A 24,663-nucleotide genomic window follows, 5' to 3' on the forward strand; every position below is an offset into this window, starting at 1 on the left:
TAGACATCGTAGACAAGGCTGTGAGCTCAAGTCTTGACCCCGTGATGGAGCGCATGACCGCCATTGAGGAACGGCTGGGAAAATTGAGTGCCTGAGCGACGCGGGCGATGAATCGCTCAGGCAGGAGTTGAAAGCGGCCAACAAGCAACTCGCAGAGTGGGATGCAGAACTGAATCAGTTACACGAACGCAACGGCGATTTGGTACTGAAGGTTCAGATGCTGGAGCAAGAGCTCAAGGAAGTGCGACGCTCACGGGAGGCAAATAAAAACTCGGCTCCGACCGTCGCAGAATTTCCAGAGCCGGCCGACTTGCTTAACCAGCTCAAGGCGAGGCGTAAAAAATCGAGGGCGGACTTGGTAGACGTGGAGGCAATTTTAGAAATACTCCTACCCTGACCGATCGCCCACAGAAGGGGTGGAGTGAAAGCAAAAAGTGGTATACAAGAGTGGTTTGTATACCACTTTCGTATACCACTGCCGATAAGTTGCACAGATGGCTAAAGAAGGTGATAACCTCAAAGCCTTGTGGCGTAAGGGATGTACGGAGAGGGTGGGATTTGAACCCACGTTAAAGTTGCCTTTAAAATAGATTTCGAGTCTACCGCATTCAACCGCTCTGCCACCTCTCCAATTGACTTGAGATGCGAGCTAGAAGTATCTTACCGCACAGTGTCCGACATTGTAAATCCTTACAGAAAAGAAGTTTGATTTTCTTCCGATTCCAGAGTCGTCTTAAATCCGCCTGTTGGCGTCCACTGAAGAGCTCCGTCGCGCCCAGTCCAAAAAATCTGGGTTTTGCTTTGGCTCAGTTGGGCGGCGGTTTCTGGGTCGATTTCGTCCGCAGAGGCGATCGCCACTTGCGGCCCAACTGCACCCAATAACTCCGCTGTCAGGGTTTTTCCCGACCACCACAGCACTTCTACCCGCTTCAATGTTCCCGTGGCGGCTAATCTCTTTGATAACATACTTTGCGCTTCCGGTGTCATGTCACCGACAAGCAACCAAGTACGCTCGCCCACCAGCAATTCTACCACCGGGATTTCGGCATCCACGAACTGCAACCGCGTCGAACCCAGATCAATTTTCTTGTTAGTTTCTAAAGGAAAGTAAACGCCTTGGCGAGATTGCACAGCCGTCATAAATTCTTGATTGCTGCCCCGGTGAATTTGTTTGGGAGCGTCATTATCATAAAATGTTTGAATTGGCAAGCGTTCTAATAATTTTCCCCAACCGCCGCTCAAACCTAAATGACCGTGAGTGGCGATCGCAAAATTTACAGAATTAACTCCTTGCTGCTGCAAAAAAGGCAACACTGTAAACCTCACCGTATTTTCATCACCGCTATTAATCAGCACCACTTTTCCCTTATCTTGAATTACCAAAACTGGTTCCCCAGATGTCGCCAGCAAAGTAACTTGAAACAAAGATGATTGAACGTGCCAAGCTGGCAAAACTACGATCCCAATTCCCGCCATCAGCGCCAGCGGTAAAATCCAAGCCGAAGAAATCCGCAGCGCAAAAACTCGGCTTTTCCCTTTCTTCCCTCTGCCCTTTCCTTGATTCTTCCCTCTTCCTTCTTCCTTCTTCCCTCTTCCTTCTTCCTTCTTCCTTCCATCCGTTACATCCGTTACATCCGCTACAGAATCCGTTGCCGAACTTCCTCCCAGCCAAACCCAGCAGATTAAACTGTAAAGCGCGATTAGCTGAAACGTCGATACTTGGCCGACAGCTACCGAATTACCTGGCAATTGCGAGAAATATTCGGCGATCGCAATTAACCCCTTTGCCGGATATTCCAGCAATTGCGCTAACACACTCCCAGCGGGCGGAAAAATCAATCCCGCTAAAGCGCTAACCATCCCGCCAATACTCAAAATCCACAGCAAAGGAGCGGCAATAATATTGACTAAAATGCTGTAAGGTGATACCACACTAAAAACGTAAAGTAGCAGCGGCAGCACCCAAACAGAAGCGGCGATCGGAACCACCAGAATTGAAGCGATCGCCGGAGGCATCCAGTCGAACTTTGCCATCAGCGGCGGCGCTGTCACCACCAACCCCAAAGTGGCCAAAAAACTCAGTTGAAAACCTAAATCCCAAATCCACAAAGGGTTAACGAGCAGTAAAATAGTAGCAGCGATTAACAGCAATCCCAGCGGCTTAACTTCGCGACTTAGTACCAAAGCAAATAGTGTACCAAATCCCATTAAAGCGGCGCGACAGATTGAAGCTTCAAAGCCTGTTAATCCCACGAGCAAAAATAAAGCACCGACGCCAAAACTAAATTGTAATTGTTTGGAAAAACGCCTGGTTAAAGCTAAAACTAAACCCAAAACCATCGAAACTTGAGTACCCGAAGCTGCGATCGCGTGGGCCAATCCAGCCTGCACAAAAGAGTCGCGGATGTTGTAAGGTAAATCAACTGCTTGTTTGCCTAGGGCGATCGCACTAATCAGCGGCCCAGAGGGAACATTCAACTGCGATAGTTGCGATCGCACGATCCGCATCCGCATCGCTTGAATTGGTGACGGCTGCATCCCGGTTGACTCCCAGAAAGCACCCGTTTTAGCGTTAAGTCGATTGACATCCGCGATCGCATTTTCTCTCTTCCAGTCAATCTGACGCCCTTTGAGTCCTGCAAAAGCGCCTTCTCTGGCTAAATATGCTTGAAAATCAAAAGCCCCCGGATTCGACGGAGGCTGCGGTTTGTACAACGAACCGACAACTGCGACTGTATTGCCGGCGTACAAGCCCGTTGCTTGCAGCAGGGGCACTGTAACGTAGAGTTTGCCGGATACTGGGCGGTTGACGACTACTCCTCCTTCGCCGCCGTTGATTTCGCTAACTGCATCTGTGTCCAGCCAAAATTGCGATCGGCCACTGCGAGTTAATCGGGGTGTACTAGCCAGTCTACCGCGAACTGTCACCGCCACTTCTTGAGTGTTTCCGCCAACGGGAATCAACTTACTGATGTCATTCATTGCCGGTTGGGGCGATCGAATTGCAAAATAAACGCTAGCGAAAAATGCCACCGAACCCGCGACAGCCCACACCCATTTTGCTCTCGGCAGCATTTCCAGCAAACTCAATTTTTCCCTCGTCTCTAAGGGTTCCTCCAGAGCATTTTCTTTAGTTCTGCTGCGTCTTTTCTTAGTTGTTTTAAAAGAATTCCTTGTATACTTTAACAACAATTTAGGCATGGCGACTGCGACCGCTATTCCCAAAGCAAGTATCCCGTATCTACCCCAAGAAACTCCTGTAGAAATCAATCCCACAATGTAGGCAAGACAGAAAATGACACCCGTTGCTTGATTCATTAATTAGAAACTATGGAATAAGTCATTAGTCAGTAGTCAGTAGTCAGTAGTCATTAGTCAGTAGTCATTAGTCATCAGTCATTAGTCATTAGTCATCAGTCATTAGTCATCAGTCATCAGTCATCAATCATCAGTCATCAATCATCAGTCATGTTTTGTTGTACCCGCGAGCGAACCTTATTAGTCATCAGTCGTCAGGCAGAATGAAATAAATAGAATCAATCGTTCCCGCAATTGAATAACTAATAACATCCTGACTGTCTTGGTAGTTACTAAGATTAGGAATATTTGCGATCGCAAATATACTTTGTTTTACTTGTCAAAACGGCACAGCTTAAGCTGAAAACCAGATATTTCGCTTTGATTCTTGGTCTCCCTTCCCCTAAGTCCTCCTAAAAAATGGCAGTAGGATTTGACTTGAAGCGCTCCACTCCTGCTCGTGGTGTAAGAGACACTTTGCGTCTCTTGTCCCCCCCTTTTTTAAGGTGGGTTAGGGGGGAGCGGAGCTCATCTGAACGACAAAAGACTGGTACTACCTTAAATAGACAGACCTAATTTTAAACCGAAAGCCGCGTGCAGCACCATAAGTGCCAGGGCAGTTGTGCCCAAATAAGCGTGAACCGCACGCAGTGCAAGCTTATTGCCTCCAAAACCTGTCAGCGAAATCAAGCTTCCAGCCGCCAGCAAAACTAGCACTCCCGAACCCGTCCAAAAGTGCGGGCTTTCCATGACAGGCTTGTGCTGCATTACCAGCGACAGCAAGCCACCTGTATAGCCCAAGGCTAGAAACAGAAACATCCACGGTGCTAGTTTGCGGTGATCCGATCGACTTTTGAGCGCGACATCCTTATCGGCTGCCAAACGTCCCTGCCATCCCGTATATCCGACGAAGCTACCCATGGCCACAACCACGATTCCCATCATCACAGGATGTCCCCAATGGGTAATTGGTTCGGGAATTCCCAGGCTGCGAAATTGACTGGCGATGGGTTCTAGAAGTTCGCTTACATTTACCATTTGATTTTGATTCCCAGCTTGGCGATAAATATTTTTGGACAATTATTAAGATATTATAAAGTATTTAGTGTAGCAAGTGCGATCGCCCACTTCAAAGAGCCACTTAACCAGACCGCAACCGCGGCACAGGGTTAGAACGTTCTTAATTGCTGAAACATGAGCTCTTATATTTCTTCTTCCTTCTTCCGACGAACATCTTCCTTATTCCTTATTCCTTATTCCTTCAATCCGTTACATCCGTTACATCCGTTACCCCATCCGTTGCCGAACTTCCTTCTTCCTTATTCCTTATTCCTTCAATCCGTTACATCCGTTACATCCGTTACCCCATCCGTTGCCGAACTTCCTCCTTCCTTATTCCTTCAATCCGTTACATCCGTTACATCCGTTACCCCATCCGTTGCCGAACTTCCTTCTTCCTTCTTCTAGATTTACACAAAACTTAGCCGGCTAAAGCCGGCTGTGAGATTTTTTACAGCAGTGATGCTGTTTCAAGTTAATTGTGAGCCTTATCAGCTAAATCGAAAAGCAAAAATCAACGCAATTCGTCCGCATATCCACCCTGGGGCGGCTTTTCGCCCAATCTCCACAGCCTCATCCTCACTCTGGATGTTAAATTTTACCTGCCTGCTCATAGTTAATTTCAATGCCTTGACTTTTGAATGTCAAAGTGAGAAATTAACATCGCAGGCGACGAGCATTAGCACTTCTACTTTTTGCGAATCGTTTTTAAGACAGAATCAACTGCTGCCAAAAAATTAGAGGTTCCAAGTTAGACACTTTTTGCATAAAGTATGCAGATACCTTTAACCCATAAAAATCTGGCTGATGCCGGAGTTTTCTGTATTTGGCACAATCTGAAATGAAACTCTCACGTCAGATGTTGCGGTATCTGTCAAAGCCTTTAACAAAATGTTAAAAGCACCATCGATATCGCGTCATATAGCATGACTGCTGTCGGCCCTGGCAGAGTTCGATCGACTGACGGCTAAAATGAGTGTCTGAAAGCACCCTGAAATTACCCTGATCTATTGAGTTGCGATCGCTGTGCAACCTGTTCCTCTCAACTAATTCGCTGGGGATTGGGTTATAACAGGCAAACACCGACTGTCGCTGCCGCTTTCCTCGGAACCGTGCAATTGCTAAACTCGCTGCGCCGCCAAAGTAGCTTCCGAAGGTTGAATCTGGTACTTGACGAGATTTGCCAGTTCTTGTAACTGACTAATCGCCTCTGCACCTTCTAGTTTCATCAGTTCGCGATCGTCCCGCATCTCAGTCCAAGTGATACCGTAATCTGACACTAAAAATCGAATCAGATGGTTGTCCGTCAAACTGACCATAAATGAGGCACTGTTCATCTGACCCCCGCAAGTGTAGCAGGATGCCAGATAACCCCGACGCTCTAGCACGATCGCCAAAGCCTGGAGGTTCATGACCAAATCTTGGACGAATTTACGGTGTTGTTCTGCAAGTCTCAGAAACACAGTTTTTCTCCTATCACCACGCCGTATATTTTATACCCAATTTCATAATTTCTTAAGAATTGGGTTTCTAGGTGCTGGTTCAGTATACGTTTAGTATGCTGAAAAAAAATCGAATTAGCGACCTCTTCAGCCTACCTTTACTAGATTAACCGAGTTGCGATCGCAACTAAGTATCAGCAGCGACATTCACCTCAAACACTATGTAATCCGAGACTCCAGCCCCCAAAAAACTTCTGCTGTGACGGCTGATTCAGCCCTCGAACAGCCCAAAGATACAAATAACTAATGATAGTAATCGAGTTAGTTAAGTATAATAGTTCAATCGCCCTGGGGATACTCCTCCCAAAGCGTCGTAGTCTGCCGCAAGCTCCGAAAATCGCCATTTCCCAAAATCAAGTGATCCAGCAGCGGAACCGACAAAAACTGCGCTCCAGCCAGCAACTGCCGCGTCAAAGCAATGTCCTCCGGGCTCGGATCGACATTCCCCGAGGGGTGATTGTGCGAGATAATCGCCCGCGTCGCCCCTTGACGGATAATCTCCCGAAAAATATCCCTCGGGTGAGCTAAAGTTTCGGTAGCTGTGCCGATCGTAATTACCTGAGTACCCAGCAGCCGATTTTTGACATCCAGCAGCACCACAGCAAAACGTTCCTGAGACTGCCACATCAAATCCTGACTCAGAGCATCCGCAGCAGCTTGTGGAGAGTCCACCACGGCCATGTCCGGCGGCCGCGACTGAAACACCCGTTTCCCCAACTCCACCGCAGCCAAAATCGAAGTAGCCTTGGCTGGGCCGATGCCGTGAATCTGGGTCAACTCCTGCACGCTAATGCTGCGAAGTACACCGAGAGGGTCACGTCCATGCAAGCTCAACTGATTTAAAATATACTGTCCGAGTCCGACGGCAGAAAGTTTACCTGGGCCCTGACCGGTACCCAGTAGAATAGCAATCAATTCCGCAGTCGCCAAACTTTTCGGGCCGCCGGCCATTAGCCTTTCCCGCGGCCGTTCGCTACTCGGCAAATCCACAATTCTCAAGCTGTAAGTCATAGATGCACTCGCACCGCAAGCTCAACAATTAAATCATATTAGCCGATCGATCGTCCCTGTTCAAATCAGTACGATCGCCGAAAACAGCTAAGGAGCGCGAATTAAATAATTTACACATATTTGTGGGATGGGCGTCGGGCCCGTCCTTTAGTGACGGGCCCGACGCCCATCCCACAAGAACAATAAATTGTAAGTTATCATTCGGCGGTTGAAACCGCTGCTATACAAACAAAGTCGGCCTACGGCGACTGGTTCATAAAGGGTATCGGAAACCCGGATTTGATATAACAGGTAAAATTGCCCGTAACTGTGCCATTAGAGCCAGTTGCGCTAGCACCCCGCCGTTCATCGCCAAGAAGTGATTACCCTAGATTCTTGCCATTCTGTGGAGGTCAGCAGCGAGGAAACAGGCTGCGGCTGCTTAGGTGCTACCAAGCCAACCGATACAAAGGAAGCCACCATCAAGACGCCGTAAACAGCGATAGATGGCTTGCGAGTTCCCAGTCCCACCCATTGAGGATTTACCAAAAAATTGGGTTTAAAGCCCCGTCCTTTTAGGACGGCTTTGTGCTAGTATTTTGACGTAGCGACTTTCCACGTAAAATGTTTGCTTTAGAGTTCAAGGCTAAAGGAAAACCAAATCAGTACGCCGCAATAGACGAGGCAATCAGGACTGCTCAGTTCGTTCGGAACAAGTGCATCCGTTTCTGGATGGATAACCGAGGCGTAGGGCAAAAAGAACTGTACCGTCACAGCACCGTACTGCGAGAAGAATTTCCTTTTGTCAAATCCTTGAATTCTAGCGCTTGCCAAGCTTCAGTCGAAAGAGCTTATTCTGCAATTGCTCGGTTCTACGATAATTGCAAAAAAGCTATCCCCGGAAAGAAATGCTATCCGCAATTTAAGAAAAACTGTCGCTCAGTTGAATATAAAGTTAGCGGCTGGAAGCTTTCAGAAACCAGGAAGCAAATCACTTTGACTGACAAGAAAGGAATTGGCAAGCTTAAGCTCAAAGGAACGTGGGATCTAAACTTCTACCAACTCGACCAGATAAAACGGGTACGTTTGATCCGTCGTGCTGACGGCTACTATGTTCAGTTCCTGATCGGTGCTGAAAATAAAGTAGATTCAGCTCCGACAGGTAAAACGATTGGCTTAGATGTTGGACTTAAAGAGTTTTACACTGACTCTGACGGTTACAGCGAACTCAGTCCCAAGTTTTATCGACAGAGTGAAAAACGGTTGAAGTTTAAGCAGCGGCTCGTTTCTCGTAAAAAGAAATGCTCGGCCAACCGCAAGAAAGCCATTAATCGACTAGGAAGAGTACACCTCAAAATAAGTAGGCAACGCGAAGAACACGCTAAGAGACTGGCGCGTTGCGTAATCCAATCTCATGATTTGGTCGCCTACGAAGATTTGAGGATTAAAAACTTAGTTAAAAATCACTGTCTCGCCAAATCGATTAATGACACTGGTTGGTATCAGTTCAGGAAGTGGTTAGAGTATTTTGGAGTGAAGTTTAACAGGGTAACGGTTGCAGTCAACCCTGCCTATACTTCACAAGAGTGTTCTAACTGCGCTGCAATCGTCAAAAAATCTCTATCCGTAAGAACCCATGTTTGTGAATGTGGATTTGTTCTGGATAGGGATTGGAACGCTGCGATTAACATCCTGAAAAGGGCATTGAGTACGGTAGGGCATACCGGAACTTGGATCTTAGATCCGAACGCTTTGGGAGATTCGACCTCTACTTTGGCTGGAGAAATCCTGTCTGAGCAAGTTGAGTCTATGAACAAAGAATCCTCACGCCTTTAGGCTGGGGAGTGTCAACAAACCCAGACAAAATGCTGGGGTTGAAAACATGAAAGTTAAAACAAACAAGCTGGACATCAGGCACCTCCGAGTCGCCAACTGCACCGATCGATTACTTGTTTCTCCAATTATCCGCTAAAAAATCCGCTGGAAAAAGTTGCGATTGATGATTTATAACTTGAGGATTATTGATGTTTATAAAACAATAATAAAAGTGCTTACATCTCAGACTTCAGGTAGTTGTTAAAATAATAATTAATTTTTAGATGGCCAGAAAATCTAGCTTAAAATAGAAACTAAATTCTTTACTCAAAATATGCAAGTCCGCTTTAACGTAGTCCGCCAAAATCAAAATGAGGCTCCCCGCGTTCACCCTTACACCCTAGACGTGGATGAGAGCAATACCATCCTAGACTGCCTCAACAGCATCAAGTGGGAACAAGACGGCACTTTAGCTTTTCGCAAAAATTGCCGCAATACAATTTGCGGCAGTTGTTCGATGCGAATTAACGGGCGCTCGGCCTTAGCTTGCAAAGAAAACGTCGGTAGCGAACTCGCGAGATTGCAAAAAATAGCCCATTCGAGTTCAGCAGAACAGCCTGCCGATTTTATCCCAGAAATTACCGTCGCCCCGATGGGAAATATGCCGGTAATTAAAGATTTGGTGGTTGACATGACCAGTTTTTGGGATAACCTAGAAGCTGTTGAACCCTATGTCAGCACCGCCTCGCGAGCAATTCCCGAACGCGAATTTCTGCAAACTCCCGAAGAGCGATCGAAACTCGACCAAACTGGCAACTGCATTCTCTGCGGCGCGTGCTATTCTGAGTGCAACGCCAGGGAAGTTAACCCGGAATTTGTCGGCCCCCACGCCCTCGCCAAAGCTTACCGCACGATCGCCGATTCCCGCGACAGCGAAACCGAAAATCGGCTGGAAAAGTACAACGAAGGAACCGCAGGCGTCTGGGGCTGCACTCGCTGTTACTACTGCAACTCGGTTTGTCCGATGGAAGTGGCGCCGATGGATCAAATTGGTAAGATTAAACAGGAGATTCTCGATCGCCATGACGACCAAGCCAGTCGATCGATCCGCCACCGCAAAGTCTTGATCGAGCTTGTCAAAGAAGGCGGTTGGATAGATGAGCGGAAATTTGGCATCGAAGTAGTCGGAAACTACTTCCGCGACGTTCAAGGTTTGCTGAGTCTGGGCCCGTTGGGTTTGAGAATGATCGCCCGCGGCAAATTCCCGCTGTTTTTTGAGCCTTCTGAAAGTACCGAAACTGTGCGAAATCTGATCGAATCGGTGCAAAATTTAGAAAAGTGACCAGATTAGCGATCGGCGGTCAATTTCGGGTAAATTACAAGTTGTGCGCTAAGCTTCCCCAAAATCCTGACTCAAAACTCACAACTCAAAACTTTTAAATGACTGCTAAAACACCTCCATCACCAAAACCGACAACTCCAAATACCCCACAACCAGCAGAACCGGCCTTTGGCTGGAATGCCTACGCCGAAAAAATCAACGGACGATTTGCCATGGTGGGATTCGTGGGAATTTTGCTGCTAGAATTCTTCACCCGCCAGGATTTTTTCACCTGGCTGGGCTTGCGTTAAATTCAGCATAACTCGGTGTACAGCCACTGATTGCGTAAGATCGTGTCTCCTCAAACAACACAATAAAATTGGTTTGTAGTGAGGACTTTAGTCCTCTGATTATCAAAACAAAAGTCCTCTCTACAAACACCTCGATCCCGCTAATTTGCCGGACATGATATAAATCCTCTTCATAACAAAAGCTGGTTAAAAAATAGATAATTATCCATTTTTAACCAGCATCCCAGCTTGTCACAAGCGGAAATCGAGTTAAGTTGTTGGAGATAATTTAACCTGTACTTGTCAGGCACGGCAAGCAACCCGCCACTCAAGGAATTATAGAAATAGATCCTCGATTTCCAGCCAATTAATTTCCAGTCACTTCACGGATAATCAAACTGTACTTACCTTTACCTTTTGGAGGTGGATCGTAAGCATTGACAACTACGCGGTAGCGGCCGCTCGCCGACAAGGTAAGAGTTAGCTCAGAATTGGAATTTTGCTGCGTGACATCATCATTTTCTCCCAGTAGCTCGCCCTGGGAGTTGAGAACAGCCAGATAAGTATCAAACTCGCTACTTTCTACAGTAACAATCACTTTCTGACCCTGAGTGCCTTCAAAGGTGTACTCCTCGTACAAACTGCTGTCTGAGGGCAGTACCGAAGACTTAGAAGTGGTGAGTTCTCCCTTTTGATCTAAAATGATTTTAGACGAGTCCCCATCAGGACTAGGCGCAGGTTTTACAGTTGGGGTCTGAGTTGGCGATGGCTTTGAATCGGGCGGCCCAGAGGGCGACGGGTTGGGGCTTGCTTGAGCTAAAACAGCCTTGCCCGCTTGACTCGCATTATGTGAATTTTGAGGAAATTCTGCTGAAACGATCGTGGAAATGCTGTTAGTAACTCCACCTGAATTTGACACTGGTACCGAGAGAGTCGGTTTCCCTGAAAAAATAGCTATTAGAGCCATTGGCGCGATCGCCCAAAATCTAATTTGACCCATGAATTACCTCAAGAAAGCAACGAAGGAAGAAGGGGGGGAGAGGGGGAGAGGGGGAGAGAGGGAGAATTACCAATTACCAATTACCAATTACCAATCACCAATTACCAATTACCAACTTTTAGCGGATAGTTAGACTGTAACGACCCCTACCTGAAGCATCATAAGCATTGACAATCACGCGGTAGCGACCCGTAGCTGGCAAAGTAACGCTCAGAAACGCATTTTTGCTCGAATCGCTCGCATCGTCATTTTCTGCCACTAATTTGCCGTTAGGGTCAAAGATAGCCACATAGGGATCGAAATCTGTACTTTCCAGGGAAATGCTGACAGACTGACCCGATCGACCTTCAAAAGTATAGTCGCGATACAGACTGTTATCAGAAGGCAATACCGGGCCACCTGCGACTAACGCCCCTTCTTCTTGCAAAATCGCCCGAGAAGGTGCTGTCGGAGCACTCGCTTTCAGTTCTAACGTATAAGCCCCCAACTGCCTAGCTTCGTTGGAATTTGCCAGGAACGTGTAGGTTCCGTCTGCTGGGAGCCTCACTGTAATTCTGGCGTTTTTACCGCCTGCGCCGTTATCATCTTGCGCGATTTCGCGCTCGTTGGGGCCGAGCAAAATTAAATAAGGGTCAATCTCTTGACTTTTCATTTCTATTGTGATTTGCTGGCCAGCTCTGCCCTCAAAGGAGTAGAGGTCAAAAAAGCTGTTGTCTGCGGGCAGAATGCTAGACTTGTCGGTAAGTTTGCCTGTGACGGCGGGCCCGTTTAACGCAACTTTTTGAGGTGATTTGCTGCCAAATGGCGATCGCCTTTGAGCAACGCGGGGAGCACGCCCTTCTCGCACCGCTGTCAAGAAAGCCGGCACTTTGTCTATGACAATTGCAAAACCGATACCGATATTACCTCCGCCCTGACCGCGAGTAAAAATAGAAGTATTGACGCCAATTAATTCTCCAGAACTGTTGAGCAGCGGGCCGCCGGAATTACCGGGATTGATGGCCGCATCAGTTTGAATTAAGCCACGGGCTGCATCGATGCGGCTGACGATTCCGACTGTAAAAGTACCTTGAAATCGACCGAATGGATTGCCGATCGCAAATGCTTGTTGTCCGACTTTCACCGAACCGGGACGGGCTAAAGGAATTGTGGGCAAATTGGTTTGATTGCGAATCTTCACCACGGCTAAGTCTAAACCTTCTTCGCCGAATCCGACAACATCGGCGACCAGTTTTCTGCCGTCTGACAGAATTATATTCACCGTACCGCCTGCTGAAACAACGTGGGCGTTGGTTAACACCATGCCGTCGGGGCTGATAATTGTGCCGCTACCGTTAGATTTAGCTGTATCGACGGTAACAACTGCCGGACTGGCTTTTTCGTATACCCGAATATTCGTTTGTTCTTCGGCATTTTCGGCGATCGCGCCTGGGAAACGCACGGAGTTAAATTCTGCTACTAAATTTGCCTCCTGCTGTCGGGGGGGCACCTTAACAACCGCAGCAGCCCTGGCTGCAACCCCAACTATGAAAATTCCTGATACCGCTAAACTTAGAAGTTTGAAATTCATGATCGTGAATTAGTATTTTTTAACTATCAGCAGATAGCACTTAGGTGTTCGGGCCAACTGCTAACTGCGGCCTGTAATTATTTTAGGACTTGGAGAAGGGTATTGATAAATTAAAGCTTGAGATTGCTTTAAGATTTTGCCTGCTGCTGAGTTTTCGGTAAATCGATCGACTTGGAGGGCCAGATTTTTGTTGGCAAACTAAGATAAGCCAGCAGTTTCGGCAATTCTCGAATCGTCTGGCGGGCGATCGACAATATACTCAAGATTAGCAGTCCGCACCAAAGCATCTTCATCGCCATAGAAAAAAGACAGCAAAGCAAAACGCTCACCGCTAATCATCGCCGTCGCTTCGTGCAGCAAAGAACACGAAAAAATAATCGCCGTGCCAGAATCTCCTTTATAACCGTGCGGCGCGTACTCCGGAAACCGCAAAAATCCCCCCCTGTACTCCCCCACATTCAAGTTCAAAGTCATCGCAAACCTGCGGTGCACCGTACCTTTGCTCGTATTGTCGCGGTGCGCCTGAAAATAACCGCCGCTTTGGGCATCGTAACAAGCTATTAAATACCGTTCAAACCGAGTAATTTTAAACTGGAAAGCTTTTTGCACTTCCGGCACCACCCTGCGGAGAATAATCGCACTCAATTGTCGCTGCAAATTCGGGTCTTCAATAAAGAAATCTCGACGTTTCTTGAAATTATCGTCGTGAATGCCAACAGTTTTCCCGTCTATTTGCCTCATAACACCTGAGGGACTGCCGCCGTCAGCTTTGTAAATATCAATCAAACTGCGGCAATATGAAGAGTCCAAAACGTTAGGAATTACCAACACCGGGGCGTGAGGAGTTGTAATTGGTTGGGCTTCCTCAATAGGGGGCAAAATCTTGATAAAATCCAATACTTGTTGGGCGTGTTGGTAGCTTTCACCGATCGGTAAAATATTAATTACCTGAAGGTTTTCGTTAAGAACAAAAGTTTGGGGTGCATAGTTAACTCCAGCAACTCCATTTTGTTCGACATCTCGACAAACACCGTACTGGTGGCTGACTTTTTTGTCGAAGTCCCAGAAAAAGATGAATGATGGAGCAATTATTGTCGCTCTGTTTTGTTCTTTGTCTGCTGCATCAACGCTCACTCCGAACAGCGGTACTTGCAAAGTCTTGAATTCTTCTGAAAGCTCTTGAAAGCTTTTGAGAATAGGTTGGATTTGTTCAAAACCTGCGCTGGCAAAGAAAAACAGCACGACTCGCCGGCCGCCAGCCATCGAGAAATGAAATAAGGGGTTATTGCTGGAAGCAATCGAAAACCAAGGCGCCGGATCTCCTATTTCCAGTAAGGGCATATTGCAGATTTTAGATTTTAGATTTTAGATTTTAGACTATTGTACTTTGGGTTAGTTCCAGAAATTGTATGTTCTGCGATCGAAGGGGTTTGTAGTGAGGACTTTAGTCCGCATCAAAAAGGTTTGTAGTGAGGACTTTAGTCCGCATCAAAAAGGTTTGTAGTGAGGACTTTAGTCCGCATCAAGGTTTGTAGTGAGGACTTTAGTCCGCATCAAAAAGGTTTGTAGTGAGGACTTTAGTCCGCATCAAAAAGGTTTGTAGTGAGGACTTTAGTCCGCAAAAACCAGGACTCAAATCCTCACGCTCGATCCTGACCAAGGTTATTTTAGAGGTTCTATCTTTCGGAATGCGAGTTTTTCATGAATGCGGACTAAAGTCCTCACTACGAACCTAACAAGGGTTATTTTACAAGAATACTATTAAATATATTTCAAGATTTTTTTATTAGCTGTTCTTGCTATTTTAGTTCAGGGATCCGCCTTTACAATCTTATTTTATAGTTATTTAAACATTATTATATTGTCTCATGATAAGTAGATGGGCATCAATAAACGCAACTTAGATTTTTTCCTTGCTCGCGCGAGAAATGTTGAGTTTGACCCACCTACTTATCTTTGCCTATTTGTCGAAACTGGGGGAACTATCGGGTTGGTCTTCCGGGTATTCTACTGGGCGATACTCCACGTAGTCTGACGGCGGTGCTTCTACGTCGCGGTTGCTGGGGCGAGACCTTGATGCTTCCGCAGGCCGGGTTTTTTTGGTTCTCGGCGGCGCCCCGGAACTGCGGTTTTCCGAAGTTGGGGGGCGGTTGCGGCTGCTGCGGGCCGGTCTTTCTTCGGGGTTGTCTGAAACGTCCCAGTTGTCAGAGCCTTGGGCGGGCGGGGCTTCGGGGCGCGCCGGACGTTTGCGCGAGGCCGATCGGTCGATCGACTCCCGAGATGTGTTCGCGCTACCGTTGCGATTCGACGAAGGACGGCGGCGGGGCTCATCGTCGTAGGCTTCCCGCGAAGAACGGTTGTCTTGACTCCCTCTAATCCGGGGACGCTGCGGGTAGTCTTCCTCTGGTTCTATCTGGTCGAAGTCGTTATCGTAGCCGTCGTAAGCGTAGGCGTTGCTGACTGGTCGCTCTTCATCTACGTATTGCGATCGACTTTTAGCTTGGGCTGTGGTCGCTCCCCGCAGTTTGATGCTTTCGGCTGCAAAAAATATGGCGGAACCTGCAAGCAGAAATTGACCGAATGCCAGAATTGGGTCAAGCCGCCATCCTTGAAATAACAGAATGCCGCCACATAGCAAGCCCACGGCTGCAAAAAAAATATCGTGGTCTCGGGCTAGTTTGGGACGCCACGATCGCAGAAAGTACAGTCCTGCCCCTGCTACTGCTAGGATGATCCCTAACAGGCTGCTCAAGTTCAATCCTAAATTGACCATTAGCCTATCTCCTATGTCTTTCCTATGTTAGCGAGTTAGATTTTACATCTATCATTAAGTCTGTCAGTCTGTTATTGCGACTGCGGTTTCACAGGGCAGCCTGCTATACAAATCCTAGACAAGTCTAGACATTTGCTTCTTACTTCATCGGGAGCATGGGAGCGGTTATCCCTCGGTAAGCTTTCACGTTTTAGCCAAACGTGATAAATTAATCGCTGCATTCAAATCTCTGTCCATCGAATGACCACAACTTCCACAGTTGTAATTCCTTTCTCTCAGTGGCATATCTTGAATATGTCCGCAGTTAGAACAAGTCTTACTCGAAGGAAACCAGCGGTCAGCAATGATTATTTCACAGCCAAACTTTTGAGCTTTATATTCTAGCTGACGTTTGAATTCATAGAATCCACAGTCAGCGATAACTTGAGCTAGTTTATGATTGGCTAGCAGCCCCGAAACATTTAAATCTTCTACTACTATCGTTGCGTGGTTTTTGCCTAAGTAAGTAGTGATTTGATGAAGAGTATTTTTTCTGAGGTTTGCTATTTTTGCATGATGCTTCGCTAGTTTTTGTTTCGCCTTTAATCTATTGCTAGAGCCTTTCGTCTTTCTCGATAACTCCTTTGACAGCCTACGCAACTTATTGAGATGCGTTTTGTAATGCTTTGGGTTAGGGAAAACAACGACCGTTGAAAGGGTTGCCAACTCTTTAACTCCTAAGTCAACACCCACGACATCGTATTGCTTTACAGTGGGCTGCGGCTCCTGTTCGTAGGCAAAAGCAATAAACCAACTGTCGGCGGCACGTGAAATAGTGATTGACTTGCAGGTAGTGTGAGGCAATCCTTCGTAGGTTTTTACCCAGCCGATGGTCGGCAACTTTATGGACGTACCACCTACCGGGATTGGTTTACCACTTGCATCTATCGTGAAGGAATCATGATGCCCCTTCTTCTTGAATTTGGGATATCCAGCTTTTTTTGAGAAAAACAAGGAGAAGGAATTCCCAAGATTGTCGAAAGCATATTGAGTTATCTTCTGGCAAATTCCCGCCTCTTTGATCCATGTAAGCTCAGGTTTTACATGATTGTTAAAGAATTTCTTGAGTAGGTATTTGTTGGGCTTCAATCCATCTTGATAAAGGTTGCTCCAAGTAGCCAATCCCCAGTTATAAGTAAACCTCGCTATTCCAGCGTGTTTGCTCATGATTGTTGTCTGACTCTTATTTAGCTTTAACTTTGTTTTGATGGATAAAAGCATTGTTCGACCTCAACACTGTATTTCTTTGTTCAATTTAGCGAGGCGATCGCATGGCACACCAGGATTTTGTCTATAAGTGTACCACTTTGTCTATTTAATCGCTAGCTAAGGACTAGCTCCGATCGGGCTTTCAGAAGAGGTTCGCGCACCTTATAGTAATGAGTTTAACGGAAAAAAACCTCAGCTTGGCCGTCAACCGAAGGTTTTGCCTTCACAGTTGCTGGTAGCCGAGGTTTCACAAAAAAAGAAAATGCCCGACGTGCAGCCGAATATTGACTTACAGCGCCTGACTTAAGTCCCGCAGACTTTTTAGGTGCGCTTGATTTTGTCTTTTTGGCTGATAAAGATCAGAGCGATCGTTGCTGGAATCACTACCAGGGAAATGCCCACAAGCAGGCTGTACAAAAAGTTAGCGAGTGAAGGAGTCATAAATTCCAAGCCTTTGTTACAACTATTTGATTTTTATTAATTTTATCAGCAGTCAGTTCTCAGGGAGAAGTTCGGCAACGGATTTTGCCATGGATGTGGTGGCTGAAGCAATATTTTTACCCTGGAAAACTCTAAGCCTCGCACCCTCAAACCCTCTAACTCTTTCCATCCCAAGGTATAAGGCCGGAAAAATTTTACCGATCCTGTTCGATCGCACCTGTGAAACGGTTAAAATTATGAAAGGCTGACTTCACAAAACTTAAGATTTTCGAGATAAGACCCATGACTGGTATTACCGTTGCAAGTTGGATTCTGGGCTCTGTTCTAGTATTGATGACTTTGCTATTTATTTTTCGGATCGTTCTGACTTGGTATCCCGAGGTGAATCTGAGCCGTTTGCCGTTGAGTTTGATTGCTTGGCCGACGGAACCTTTTTTAGCCCTAACTAGAAAGATTGTACCGCCGATCGGCGGAGTGGACATTACGCCGATTATTTGGGTCGGCATCTGTAGCTTGCTGCGGGAAATGATGCTCGGCCAGCAAGGCATCCTGACGATGATGATGTAAGAATGGGGAATGGGGCAGTGAGCAGTGGGCATTGGGCATTGGCCAAACAGGGAATGGGACATTGGGCATTGGTTAGTTGCCCACTGACTACTGCCCACTGCCCACTGCTCACTGCCCACTGCCTACTGACTATTTTGGTTCATAAACTGTTCGACAAAATTCGTATAAACTTCGCCCTTGAGAAACTCGGGGGAATCGAGGATTTTTTGGTGGAAGCTGAGGGTGGTGGGGACGCCGGTAATCGCGCATTCCCGCAATGCCCGTTTCATCCTGCGAATGGCTGAAGGTCGATCGCGCCCCCAGACGATCAGTTTACCAATTAAAGAATCGTAGTAAGCTGGTATTTCGTAATCGGTGTAAACGTGAGAGTCCATCCGCACGCCAGGGCCGCCAGGAGGCAAAAAGCCAGTGATTCTGCCGGGATGGGGTCGAAAGTTGCGATCGGGGTCTTCAGCATTGATCCGGCACTCGATCGCATGGCCGCTGAGAATTACCTGGTTCTGCTTAATTTGCAGTTTTTCTCCTTGGGCGATCCGAATTTGTTCCGCGATCAAGTCGAGGCCTGTAATCATCTCCGTGACGGTATGTTCTACCTGAATGCGAGTGTTCATTTCCATGAAGTAGAACTTGCCCGATTTGTCAAGCAAAAATTCCACAGTGCCTGCACCCGTGTAGTTGATGGATTTGGCGGCGGCAATGGCGGCGTGACCCATTTGATCTCGCAGTTTCTGGCTGAGGGCGGGGCTGGGGGCTTCTTCTAGGAGTTTCTGATGTCGGCGCTGAATCGAACAATCTCTTTCGCCGAGGTGGATGACATTACCGTAGTTGTCGGCGAGGATTTGGATTTCGATGTGGCGGGGTTTTTCGATAAATTTTTCGAGGTAGACTCCGGGATTGCCGAAGGCTGCATCGGCTTCGCCTTGGGCTGCACTGAAGAGTTTGGGGAGTTCGGATGCTTCTCTGACTAGCCTCATGCCGCGGCCTCCACCGCCGGCGGTGGCTTTGATCATCACGGGATAGCCGATGTCGCGCGCTACGGACAAAGCCTCCTGTTCGTCAGCCAGCAATCCGCCACTGCCGGGAACTGTGGGGACTTTCACCCGCTGCATCGTTTCTTTGGCAGTGGATTTGTCGCCCATCGCCCGCATCGCAGCCGGACTTGGGCCGATGAAAGTAATTTGATGATCCGCGCAGATTTCGGCAAATCGGGCGTTTTCGGCCAGGAAGCCGTAACCGGGATGAATGGCTGCGGCGTTGCGGGTCAGGGCGGCCGAGATAATGTTGGGGATGTTTAAATAGCTTTTGCTGCTGGTGGGGGGGCCGATGCAAACGGCTTCGTCTGCCAACTGGACGTGCAGGGCGTGTTTATCTACGGTGGAGTGAACGGCGACCGTGGCAATCCCCATTTCCTCGCAGGTGCGTAGTATGCGGAGGGCGATTTCCCCCCGATTAGCGATTAAAATTTTCGAGAACCCCATCTTCGCTGCTTAATTCACTCAATATTCTGTACAATAATCCCTTTCGGTATCTTCTGGATAATGGTTTCCCATAAATTCTTAATAAAAATTTATTTTACAATTTGGTGGTAGTTGTGCTATGGTTTTAAATCGGTGGTCTAAAAGGGCTAGTCACAAGTTAAAAGTCAGGAACCTCAACCTGTGAATCTTTAACTCGTAACGCAAAAAATCCCAGAGATTGTCAGAAAGAGCGGATGTGGCGGAATTGGTATACGCGCACGCTTGAGGTGCGTGTGGCATTATGTCCTTGCGAGTTCGAGTCTCGCCATCCGCATTGAATATATGAAACAACTGTTGACAGTTTTGGCTGTTGGCGGTTGTTTTGTTTTTGATGGGTGGGTGGCCAGAAACCGGGTTTTTGCGAGAATATTTGGTTACAGGCGAAGATTCGGTGAAAAACCCGGTTTCTTGGATTTTAGTTGCTATACTGTAGACACTCTGTATATACATCCTCAAAAAAGGGTGAAGTCCTCAGAATAATATCACTAGCTAGAGGATTGGGCTATGGTTGGGACGATCGCAAAGTGGGGAAACAGTCTTGCTGTTCGGATTCCACAGCATTTAGCTAAAGAGATTAACTTAGTGGAAGGTTCAGAAGTGCAGCTTGTCTTGATAGATGGTAGGCTGACGATCGAGCCGATAACTCGCCGGCGCTATTCGCTTGAGGAGTTGATTGAGGCGATTACCCCAGAAAATCTTCATACTGAGATTGACAGTGGAGTTGCTGTGGGGAATGAAGTTTGGTGACACAATCAAATCCCTACATTCCGAGTCGAGGCGATATTGTTTATTTAGACTTTGACCCCACTAAAGGACACGAACAAAAAGGACTTAGACCTGCTTTTGTGCTGTCGCCTCGTGCTTATAATCAGAAAAGTTCTTTAGCTTTATTTATGCCTATTACCAAGCAACAAAAAGGGTATCCTTTTGAAGTTGCTTTACCAATTGGATTAAAAGTTCAGGGAGTTATTCTTGCAGATCAAATCAAGTGTCTAGACTGGAAAGTTCGCGGTGTTCGATTCGTTGAGTCTGTATCTGAAGATGTGATTGAGGAGGTACAGACCAAAATTGAGCCATTGTTATTCTAAAAGTGGTGGCGAGAAACCGGGTTTTTGTGACAGACTTGGTGACAACTCCTAGATTTCGGGAAAAACCCGGTTTCTTAGATTTTGATTGTGGGTGGGTGGCGAGAAACCGGGTTTTTGCGACAGACTTGGCGACAACTCCCAGCTTTCGGAAAAAACCCGGTTTCTGTGGTTTTGCGCGAGTATCGTCGGGTGCGTCGCTATCAGATATATTTAAATGCGATCGAACTTCTGACAGCGACGCACGATACAAAATACTCTTTAACTACGGAAACTTGCGTGCACAAAAAATACATTTTATGGCAAAATAATAATTACTCATTTAATCGATCGCCATTATCCCCATGACTACTGTTACCCAAGCACAAATTGAACAATATCGCTCCCAACTACAAGAATATCCCGATGCTCTGACAGGCCTTGAGGTGCTCGAAGCGTGTGAAGGCGATTTAGAATATGCCGCCGAAACTATAGCAATTGAGTCAGGAGAATTACCGGACAATTTGAGCGAGGAAGATCCGAATGAACCTAGCTGGTTAGAAAAGTCAAGTCAAAAATTGCGTCCTTATATTTGTACCTCAGCCTTTAGAGAATCATTAAAACAGGGTTTTGGTGTTGCAATGACTTTGCTAATGCCTTATGTTGGTATTCCAGCATTATTAATATTAATAATTCTTTACATAAACGAGAAAAATCTGGATGAGTTTTGTAAGGAGTCCTAAACACCGATCGCAATGAAGCCAGACCAGTAATGAGGTTCAACAAAGGGAAATGGCTTGCGGTTCTTTGCGCCGTTCAGAGGAGCTTGAACATAGCGCGTGCGTTCCATTAGGGGTAGTCGATCAAAAATTTTGTCAATTTGGGGTTTGAGGTCTTTTAATAAGGCTTCCAGCCCCTCTGAAGTCAGATTCCGCAGCCATTGCTGTGCCTCATTGAGAGCAGTAACCGTTGACATAGTTTCTAGGTTTTCATAGAACCGCATTAGTAATAAAGTGCTGGTGACTTGATCCACTTCCCAAAGCGTGCTGACTATACTAGGGCTACCTGCTAAGAGAAATCCGAAAGGTAAGCCGATATATTCATCGCTGGTTTTGGATTTTGTCAATCCAGTTTCGCAGGCGGAGAGAGTGACAAGACGACATTGATTTAGGTCAAGATTCAAGATTTCCAACAGTGTCAAACGTTCTTTATTTGCGAATACCAGGGATGATTCCAAAGGCGAATCAGGCTCAAACTTGCCGTGACAACCGAAATGGGCGCAGTTGGCAAAGCTGAGTTTCGCATTTAGAATTGCGTTCTTATTAGCATCATCTTTTGCCAAGAAATCATTAGATTTGAATTTGTGACGGATATTCGCGGCTTGAAGTTCAAGTAAGTAGCGGTCTTTGGTAGGATTAGCAATCGCAAATAGGTGAGAGAAATTGGGGCGTTGTCGCTGTTTCGCCTGTTGCAGCAGTTGGCAACTGGGGGCATAGCTGACTCCACCTGGGAATAAGTCGAGAAAGCATAACTCTGATTTGGATAGGGATACAGTAATAGCCGAATTCTGTTCATCGGTGCATCCACGTTCAACATCCCTTTCGTGGGAGATTGGCAACGCATGAAGGGGGAAAAGATGCAGGAAGCGATGGGGAATTAAAATCAGTCGATCGCACAGTTTCGGAATATTCTTTAAAATCTCATCAAGATGCAAAATCTCAGCTAAGTTTTGGAGGCGGGAGGCTAGTTTTTGCTTCCATTGGGGTTTTCTCTCTGGTGATTTACTCTCTTCGTAGTCTTTCCTATACTCGTCATACCAATTTACCAAGGCTTCAAAGTTTGCTGTTGAAGATTTCCAGATGATGGGTGTTGGCGTTTGCGGGGTGATGATGAAAGTGAAAAATTTGTCGCCTGCGATGTACCACTCAAGAATAGCGGTGTTTTCACCTGTCAGAGTTTGAATGTCTTTGTAGAGGATGGGCTTAACTTTTTGGGTTAGGCTAAAATCAGGATCGATCGGTGTAATTTCACGAGCAATCAATTCATCGAGTTGTTTACGCAATTTTGTGAGATGAGTAGAATCGCGGCTAGTTGTTAGGCTGTCGATTTGGAGGCTGCGTTCTCCCAATATTATGCCGCCATTACTGTTACGGTTTATCTGTTCGATTTCCAGTCGTCGCTGTTCGGCCTCAATTTCTCGATTGAGGCGCGACAATTCGTTGAGAACTGTTTCGGGGATATTGCCTTTAGGTTTGATGTCACGGTTGGCAAAGAGTTCTACAAGGTTGCGGGCTTTGCTGCGTTCGACATATTCTATCGCTTCGGTGTAGTGTTCGAGTTCTATGCAAGTTTCTACCATTCCCAGATAGAGTTTATTCCATTCTTCGGCTAATTTCTGTTTGCTTTCATCCCCGAATTTAATTTTATTACGTAAAAGTTCTACTGTTTCAATGGCTGGGGCGTAGTTATCATAGGCTAGTTGCCATTGCTGGTTGCTTCGATAAAGATTACCTAAATTAAACAAAGTTTCTGTATGTTCTTGTGGGAAATCTTCGCGCGTTCTGATAGTTAAAGCTGCATGAGAAAACTCGATAGCTCTCTCCAAATTATCTGGCAGCGAACCATTAATTCTGTCAGTGTAGGCAATAGCTAAGTTATGTTGAGCTCCTGCCCATTTTTCAGGGAAATTATTAAATATATTAACTGTTAAAGCAGCCTGATAAAACTCGATCGCCCTTTCTAGATTATCCGCCCGCGAACCGCTGATTCTGTTACTATACGCAGCACCTAGGTTATGTTGCGTCAGTGCCCAGTTTTCAGGGAAAGCCTCAAGGGTACGAACTCTTAAAGCAGCCTGATGAAACTCGATCGCCAGTTCTATATTATCCGCCCGCAAACCTTTGATTCTAGAATAGTAAGCAGCACCTAGGTTATTTTGAGTCATTGCCCATTGTTCGCGGAAATCCTCAAAAGTATAGACTGTTAAAGTAGCCTGATAAAACTCGATCGCTTGTTCCAGATTATCCACTCGCGAACCTTTGATTCTATATAAGTAGGCAGCAGCTAGGCCATTTTGAGTTCCTGCCCAATCTGCGGGGAAATCCTCAATGGTATAGACTGTTAAAACTGCCCGATAAAACTCGATCGCCCGTTCCAGATTATCCGCCCGCGAACCTTTAATTTTGTATAAGTAGGCAGCAGCTAGACCGTTTTGAGCCATTGCCCAATCTGCGGGAAAATCCTCAAGGGTATAGACTGTTAAAGCAGCCTGATAAAACTCGATAGCCCGTTCCAGATTATCCGCTCGCGAACCGTTGACTCTAGAATAGTAAGCAGCACCTAGGTTATTTTGAGTCATTGCCCATTGTTCGCGGAAATCCTCAAAAGTATAGACTGTTAAAGCAGCCTGATAAAACTCGATAGCCCTCTCCAGATTATTCGCCCGCGAACCTTTGATTTTGATTCTGTAGGCTTCTCCTAGGTTATGTTGAGTCGCTGCCCAATCTTTACGGAAACCCTCAAAGGTATAGACTGTTAAAGCAGCTTGATAAAACTCGATCGCCTTCTCCAGATTATCCGCCCGCGAACCGTTGATTCTCTTTCTGTAGGCTTCTCCTAGATTATTTTGCATCGCTGCCCAATATTTACGAAAATCCTCAAGGGTATAAACTGTTAAAGCAGCTTGATAAAATTCGATAGCTTGTTCGAGATTTTCCTGCCGCGAGCCTTTAATTCTGTCACTGTAGGCAATACCTAGGTTATTCTGAGTTTGAGCAAACTTTTCGCTACACGGTTCCCGGTTGCTTAAAACTATTTGATAACCAGTAATGGCAATTTCAATATTATTTGCTCTATTTCCCAGCGGAAAGTCATTAATGTGAATACTCAAATTTTCAATTATGCTGAGAATCGAGCTAATTGCTTCTGTATTTTTGCCGTCAATTAACTTCTGAGTTTCTTGCTGGAAAATTTCGGCAAAACGGAGGTTGAGGAGATGTTGCCACTGTGCCAGCATCGGGTAAATTACTTTAATATCGTTGTTGCTATCTTGTTCTGCTTGCAGTAATTCTCGGATAAAGTTTGCATACTCTTGGAAATTTTCAGTCATTCTGGAGAGTTGTGAATAACACCGATACTTATTTTAGCACGATTTATAGCGGAATGGGACGATCGCGCTATGGTTTTTTTGGGGTGCATCTAATTTAATGT

General features: G+C 46.3%; 23 protein-coding genes and 2 tRNA genes. 11 read left to right on the forward strand and 14 right to left on the reverse strand.

Annotation, left to right across the window (positions count from 1 at the left end; genetic code table 11):
• Positions 1-127 precede the first annotated feature (127 nt).
• On the forward strand, positions 128-397 hold the full coding sequence (locus tag JGK39_RS27130) for a flagellar alpha dynein (protein WP_293256810.1): 270 nt from the start codon (positions 128-130) through the stop codon (positions 395-397).
• Positions 398-543: 146 nt separating this feature from the next.
• Here the strand turns inward: JGK39_RS27130 and JGK39_RS27135 are convergent.
• The 4 genes from JGK39_RS27135 to JGK39_RS27150 all read right to left on the reverse strand — a co-directional run bounded on the left by JGK39_RS27135 (position 544) and on the right by JGK39_RS27150 (position 5,819).
• A tRNA-Ser gene (locus JGK39_RS27135) sits at positions 544-630 on the reverse strand.
• A gap of 60 nt (positions 631-690) precedes the next feature.
• A complete protein-coding gene (locus JGK39_RS27140) occupies positions 691-3,318 on the reverse strand; it encodes a ComEC/Rec2 family competence protein (protein WP_293256813.1) in 2,628 nt (875 codons plus the stop codon).
• A gap of 537 nt (positions 3,319-3,855) precedes the next feature.
• Entirely contained in the window at positions 3,856-4,335 is a 480-nt protein-coding gene (locus JGK39_RS27145; protein ID WP_293256816.1) for a DUF4079 domain-containing protein, read from the reverse strand.
• 1,142 nt (positions 4,336-5,477) lie between these two features.
• Positions 5,478-5,819, reverse strand: coding sequence for a DUF1815 family protein (locus tag JGK39_RS27150; RefSeq protein WP_293298025.1), 342 nt, complete (start codon positions 5,817-5,819; stop codon positions 5,478-5,480).
• 154 nt (positions 5,820-5,973) lie between these two features.
• On the opposite strand from JGK39_RS27150, the gene JGK39_RS27155 reads away from it, so the two are divergent.
• The gene (locus JGK39_RS27155) at positions 5,974-6,105 is read left to right on the forward strand and encodes a hypothetical protein (RefSeq protein ID WP_293298023.1); all 132 of its coding nucleotides are present in this window, start codon (positions 5,974-5,976) and stop codon (positions 6,103-6,105) included.
• 32 nt (positions 6,106-6,137) lie between these two features.
• On the opposite strand, the gene radC is transcribed toward JGK39_RS27155, so the two are convergent.
• Positions 6,138-6,869: a DNA repair protein RadC gene (gene radC / locus JGK39_RS27160; protein WP_293298020.1), complete on the reverse strand. Its 732-nt coding sequence runs from the start codon at positions 6,867-6,869 to the stop codon at positions 6,138-6,140.
• 345 nt (positions 6,870-7,214) lie between these two features.
• Positions 7,215-7,397: a hypothetical protein gene (locus JGK39_RS27165; RefSeq protein WP_293298018.1), complete on the reverse strand. Its 183-nt coding sequence runs from the start codon at positions 7,395-7,397 to the stop codon at positions 7,215-7,217.
• A 75-nt stretch (positions 7,398-7,472) separates the two neighbouring features.
• Here JGK39_RS27165 and JGK39_RS27170 point away from each other — a divergent pair, with 75 nt between their 5' ends.
• The 3 genes from JGK39_RS27170 (at position 7,473) to JGK39_RS27180 (ending at position 10,295) form a co-directional block, all read left to right on the forward strand.
• Complete coding sequence (locus JGK39_RS27170) at positions 7,473-8,684, forward strand: transposase (protein ID WP_293256825.1); 1,212 nt, start codon at positions 7,473-7,475, stop codon at positions 8,682-8,684.
• A gap of 313 nt (positions 8,685-8,997) precedes the next feature.
• Positions 8,998-10,005, forward strand: coding sequence for a succinate dehydrogenase/fumarate reductase iron-sulfur subunit (locus tag JGK39_RS27175; RefSeq protein ID WP_293256828.1), 1,008 nt, complete (start codon positions 8,998-9,000; stop codon positions 10,003-10,005).
• Between the two features lie 98 nt (positions 10,006-10,103).
• Positions 10,104-10,295: a chlorophyll a/b-binding protein gene (locus tag JGK39_RS27180; RefSeq protein WP_293256831.1), complete on the forward strand. Its 192-nt coding sequence runs from the start codon at positions 10,104-10,106 to the stop codon at positions 10,293-10,295.
• A 346-nt stretch (positions 10,296-10,641) separates the two neighbouring features.
• On the opposite strand, the gene JGK39_RS27185 is transcribed toward JGK39_RS27180, so the two are convergent.
• The 6 genes from JGK39_RS27185 to JGK39_RS27210 all read right to left on the reverse strand — a co-directional run bounded on the left by JGK39_RS27185 (position 10,642) and on the right by JGK39_RS27210 (position 17,306).
• Positions 10,642-11,274, reverse strand: coding sequence for a pre-peptidase C-terminal domain-containing protein (locus JGK39_RS27185; protein WP_293256834.1), 633 nt, complete (start codon positions 11,272-11,274; stop codon positions 10,642-10,644).
• A gap of 118 nt (positions 11,275-11,392) precedes the next feature.
• On the reverse strand, positions 11,393-12,844 hold the full coding sequence (locus JGK39_RS27190; RefSeq protein ID WP_293256837.1) for a trypsin-like peptidase domain-containing protein: 1,452 nt from the start codon (positions 12,842-12,844) through the stop codon (positions 11,393-11,395).
• 198 nt (positions 12,845-13,042) lie between these two features.
• On the reverse strand, positions 13,043-14,185 hold the full coding sequence (locus JGK39_RS27195; protein ID WP_293256840.1) for a redoxin domain-containing protein: 1,143 nt from the start codon (positions 14,183-14,185) through the stop codon (positions 13,043-13,045).
• A 619-nt stretch (positions 14,186-14,804) separates the two neighbouring features.
• Positions 14,805-15,617 carry a Ycf66 family protein gene (locus tag JGK39_RS27200; protein ID WP_293298016.1) on the reverse strand — a complete coding sequence of 271 codons (813 nt, stop codon included), beginning with the start codon at positions 15,615-15,617 and terminating at the stop codon, positions 14,805-14,807.
• Positions 15,618-15,800: 183 nt separating this feature from the next.
• Entirely contained in the window at positions 15,801-16,877 is a 1,077-nt protein-coding gene (locus JGK39_RS27205) for an RNA-guided endonuclease TnpB family protein (protein ID WP_293256846.1), read from the reverse strand.
• A gap of 309 nt (positions 16,878-17,186) precedes the next feature.
• Positions 17,187-17,306, reverse strand: a complete 120-nt coding sequence (locus JGK39_RS27210; RefSeq protein WP_293175272.1) for a photosystem II reaction center X protein — start codon at positions 17,304-17,306, stop codon at positions 17,187-17,189.
• Positions 17,307-17,588: 282 nt separating this feature from the next.
• On the opposite strand from JGK39_RS27210, the gene JGK39_RS27215 reads away from it, so the two are divergent.
• Positions 17,589-17,873: a YggT family protein gene (locus JGK39_RS27215; RefSeq protein ID WP_293256849.1), complete on the forward strand. Its 285-nt coding sequence runs from the start codon at positions 17,589-17,591 to the stop codon at positions 17,871-17,873.
• 122 nt (positions 17,874-17,995) lie between these two features.
• Here the strand turns inward: JGK39_RS27215 and accC are convergent, their stop codons facing one another.
• Positions 17,996-19,351: an acetyl-CoA carboxylase biotin carboxylase subunit gene (gene accC / locus JGK39_RS27220; protein ID WP_293256852.1), complete on the reverse strand. Its 1,356-nt coding sequence runs from the start codon at positions 19,349-19,351 to the stop codon at positions 17,996-17,998.
• Between the two features lie 229 nt (positions 19,352-19,580).
• On the opposite strand from accC, the gene JGK39_RS27225 reads away from it, so the two are divergent.
• The 5 genes from JGK39_RS27225 (at position 19,581) to JGK39_RS27245 (ending at position 21,197) form a co-directional block, all read left to right on the forward strand.
• Positions 19,581-19,664, forward strand: a tRNA-Leu gene (locus JGK39_RS27225).
• Positions 19,665-19,894: 230 nt separating this feature from the next.
• On the forward strand, positions 19,895-20,137 hold the full coding sequence (locus tag JGK39_RS27230; protein WP_293298014.1) for an AbrB/MazE/SpoVT family DNA-binding domain-containing protein: 243 nt from the start codon (positions 19,895-19,897) through the stop codon (positions 20,135-20,137).
• A complete protein-coding gene (gene mazF, locus JGK39_RS27235; protein ID WP_293175280.1) occupies positions 20,134-20,478 on the forward strand; it encodes an endoribonuclease MazF in 345 nt (114 codons plus the stop codon). Before JGK39_RS27230 ends, mazF begins: the two co-directional genes overlap by 4 nt.
• 87 nt (positions 20,479-20,565) lie before the next feature.
• Complete coding sequence (locus JGK39_RS27240) at positions 20,566-20,823, forward strand: hypothetical protein (RefSeq protein WP_293189426.1); 258 nt, start codon at positions 20,566-20,568, stop codon at positions 20,821-20,823.
• Positions 20,820-21,197 carry a hypothetical protein gene (locus JGK39_RS27245; protein ID WP_293298011.1) on the forward strand — a complete coding sequence of 126 codons (378 nt, stop codon included), beginning with the start codon at positions 20,820-20,822 and terminating at the stop codon, positions 21,195-21,197. The genes JGK39_RS27240 and JGK39_RS27245 overlap by 4 nt, the downstream gene beginning before the upstream one ends.
• Here the strand turns inward: JGK39_RS27245 and JGK39_RS27250 are convergent.
• A complete protein-coding gene (locus JGK39_RS27250; protein WP_293298008.1) occupies positions 21,194-24,562 on the reverse strand; it encodes a CHAT domain-containing tetratricopeptide repeat protein in 3,369 nt (1,122 codons plus the stop codon). The genes JGK39_RS27245 and JGK39_RS27250 overlap by 4 nt on opposite strands.
• Between the last annotated feature and the right edge of the window lie 101 nt (positions 24,563-24,663).

This window comes from Microcoleus sp. PH2017_12_PCY_D_A (genome assembly GCF_020738565.1).
Taxonomy (GTDB): domain Bacteria; phylum Cyanobacteriota; class Cyanobacteriia; order Cyanobacteriales; family Microcoleaceae; genus Microcoleus.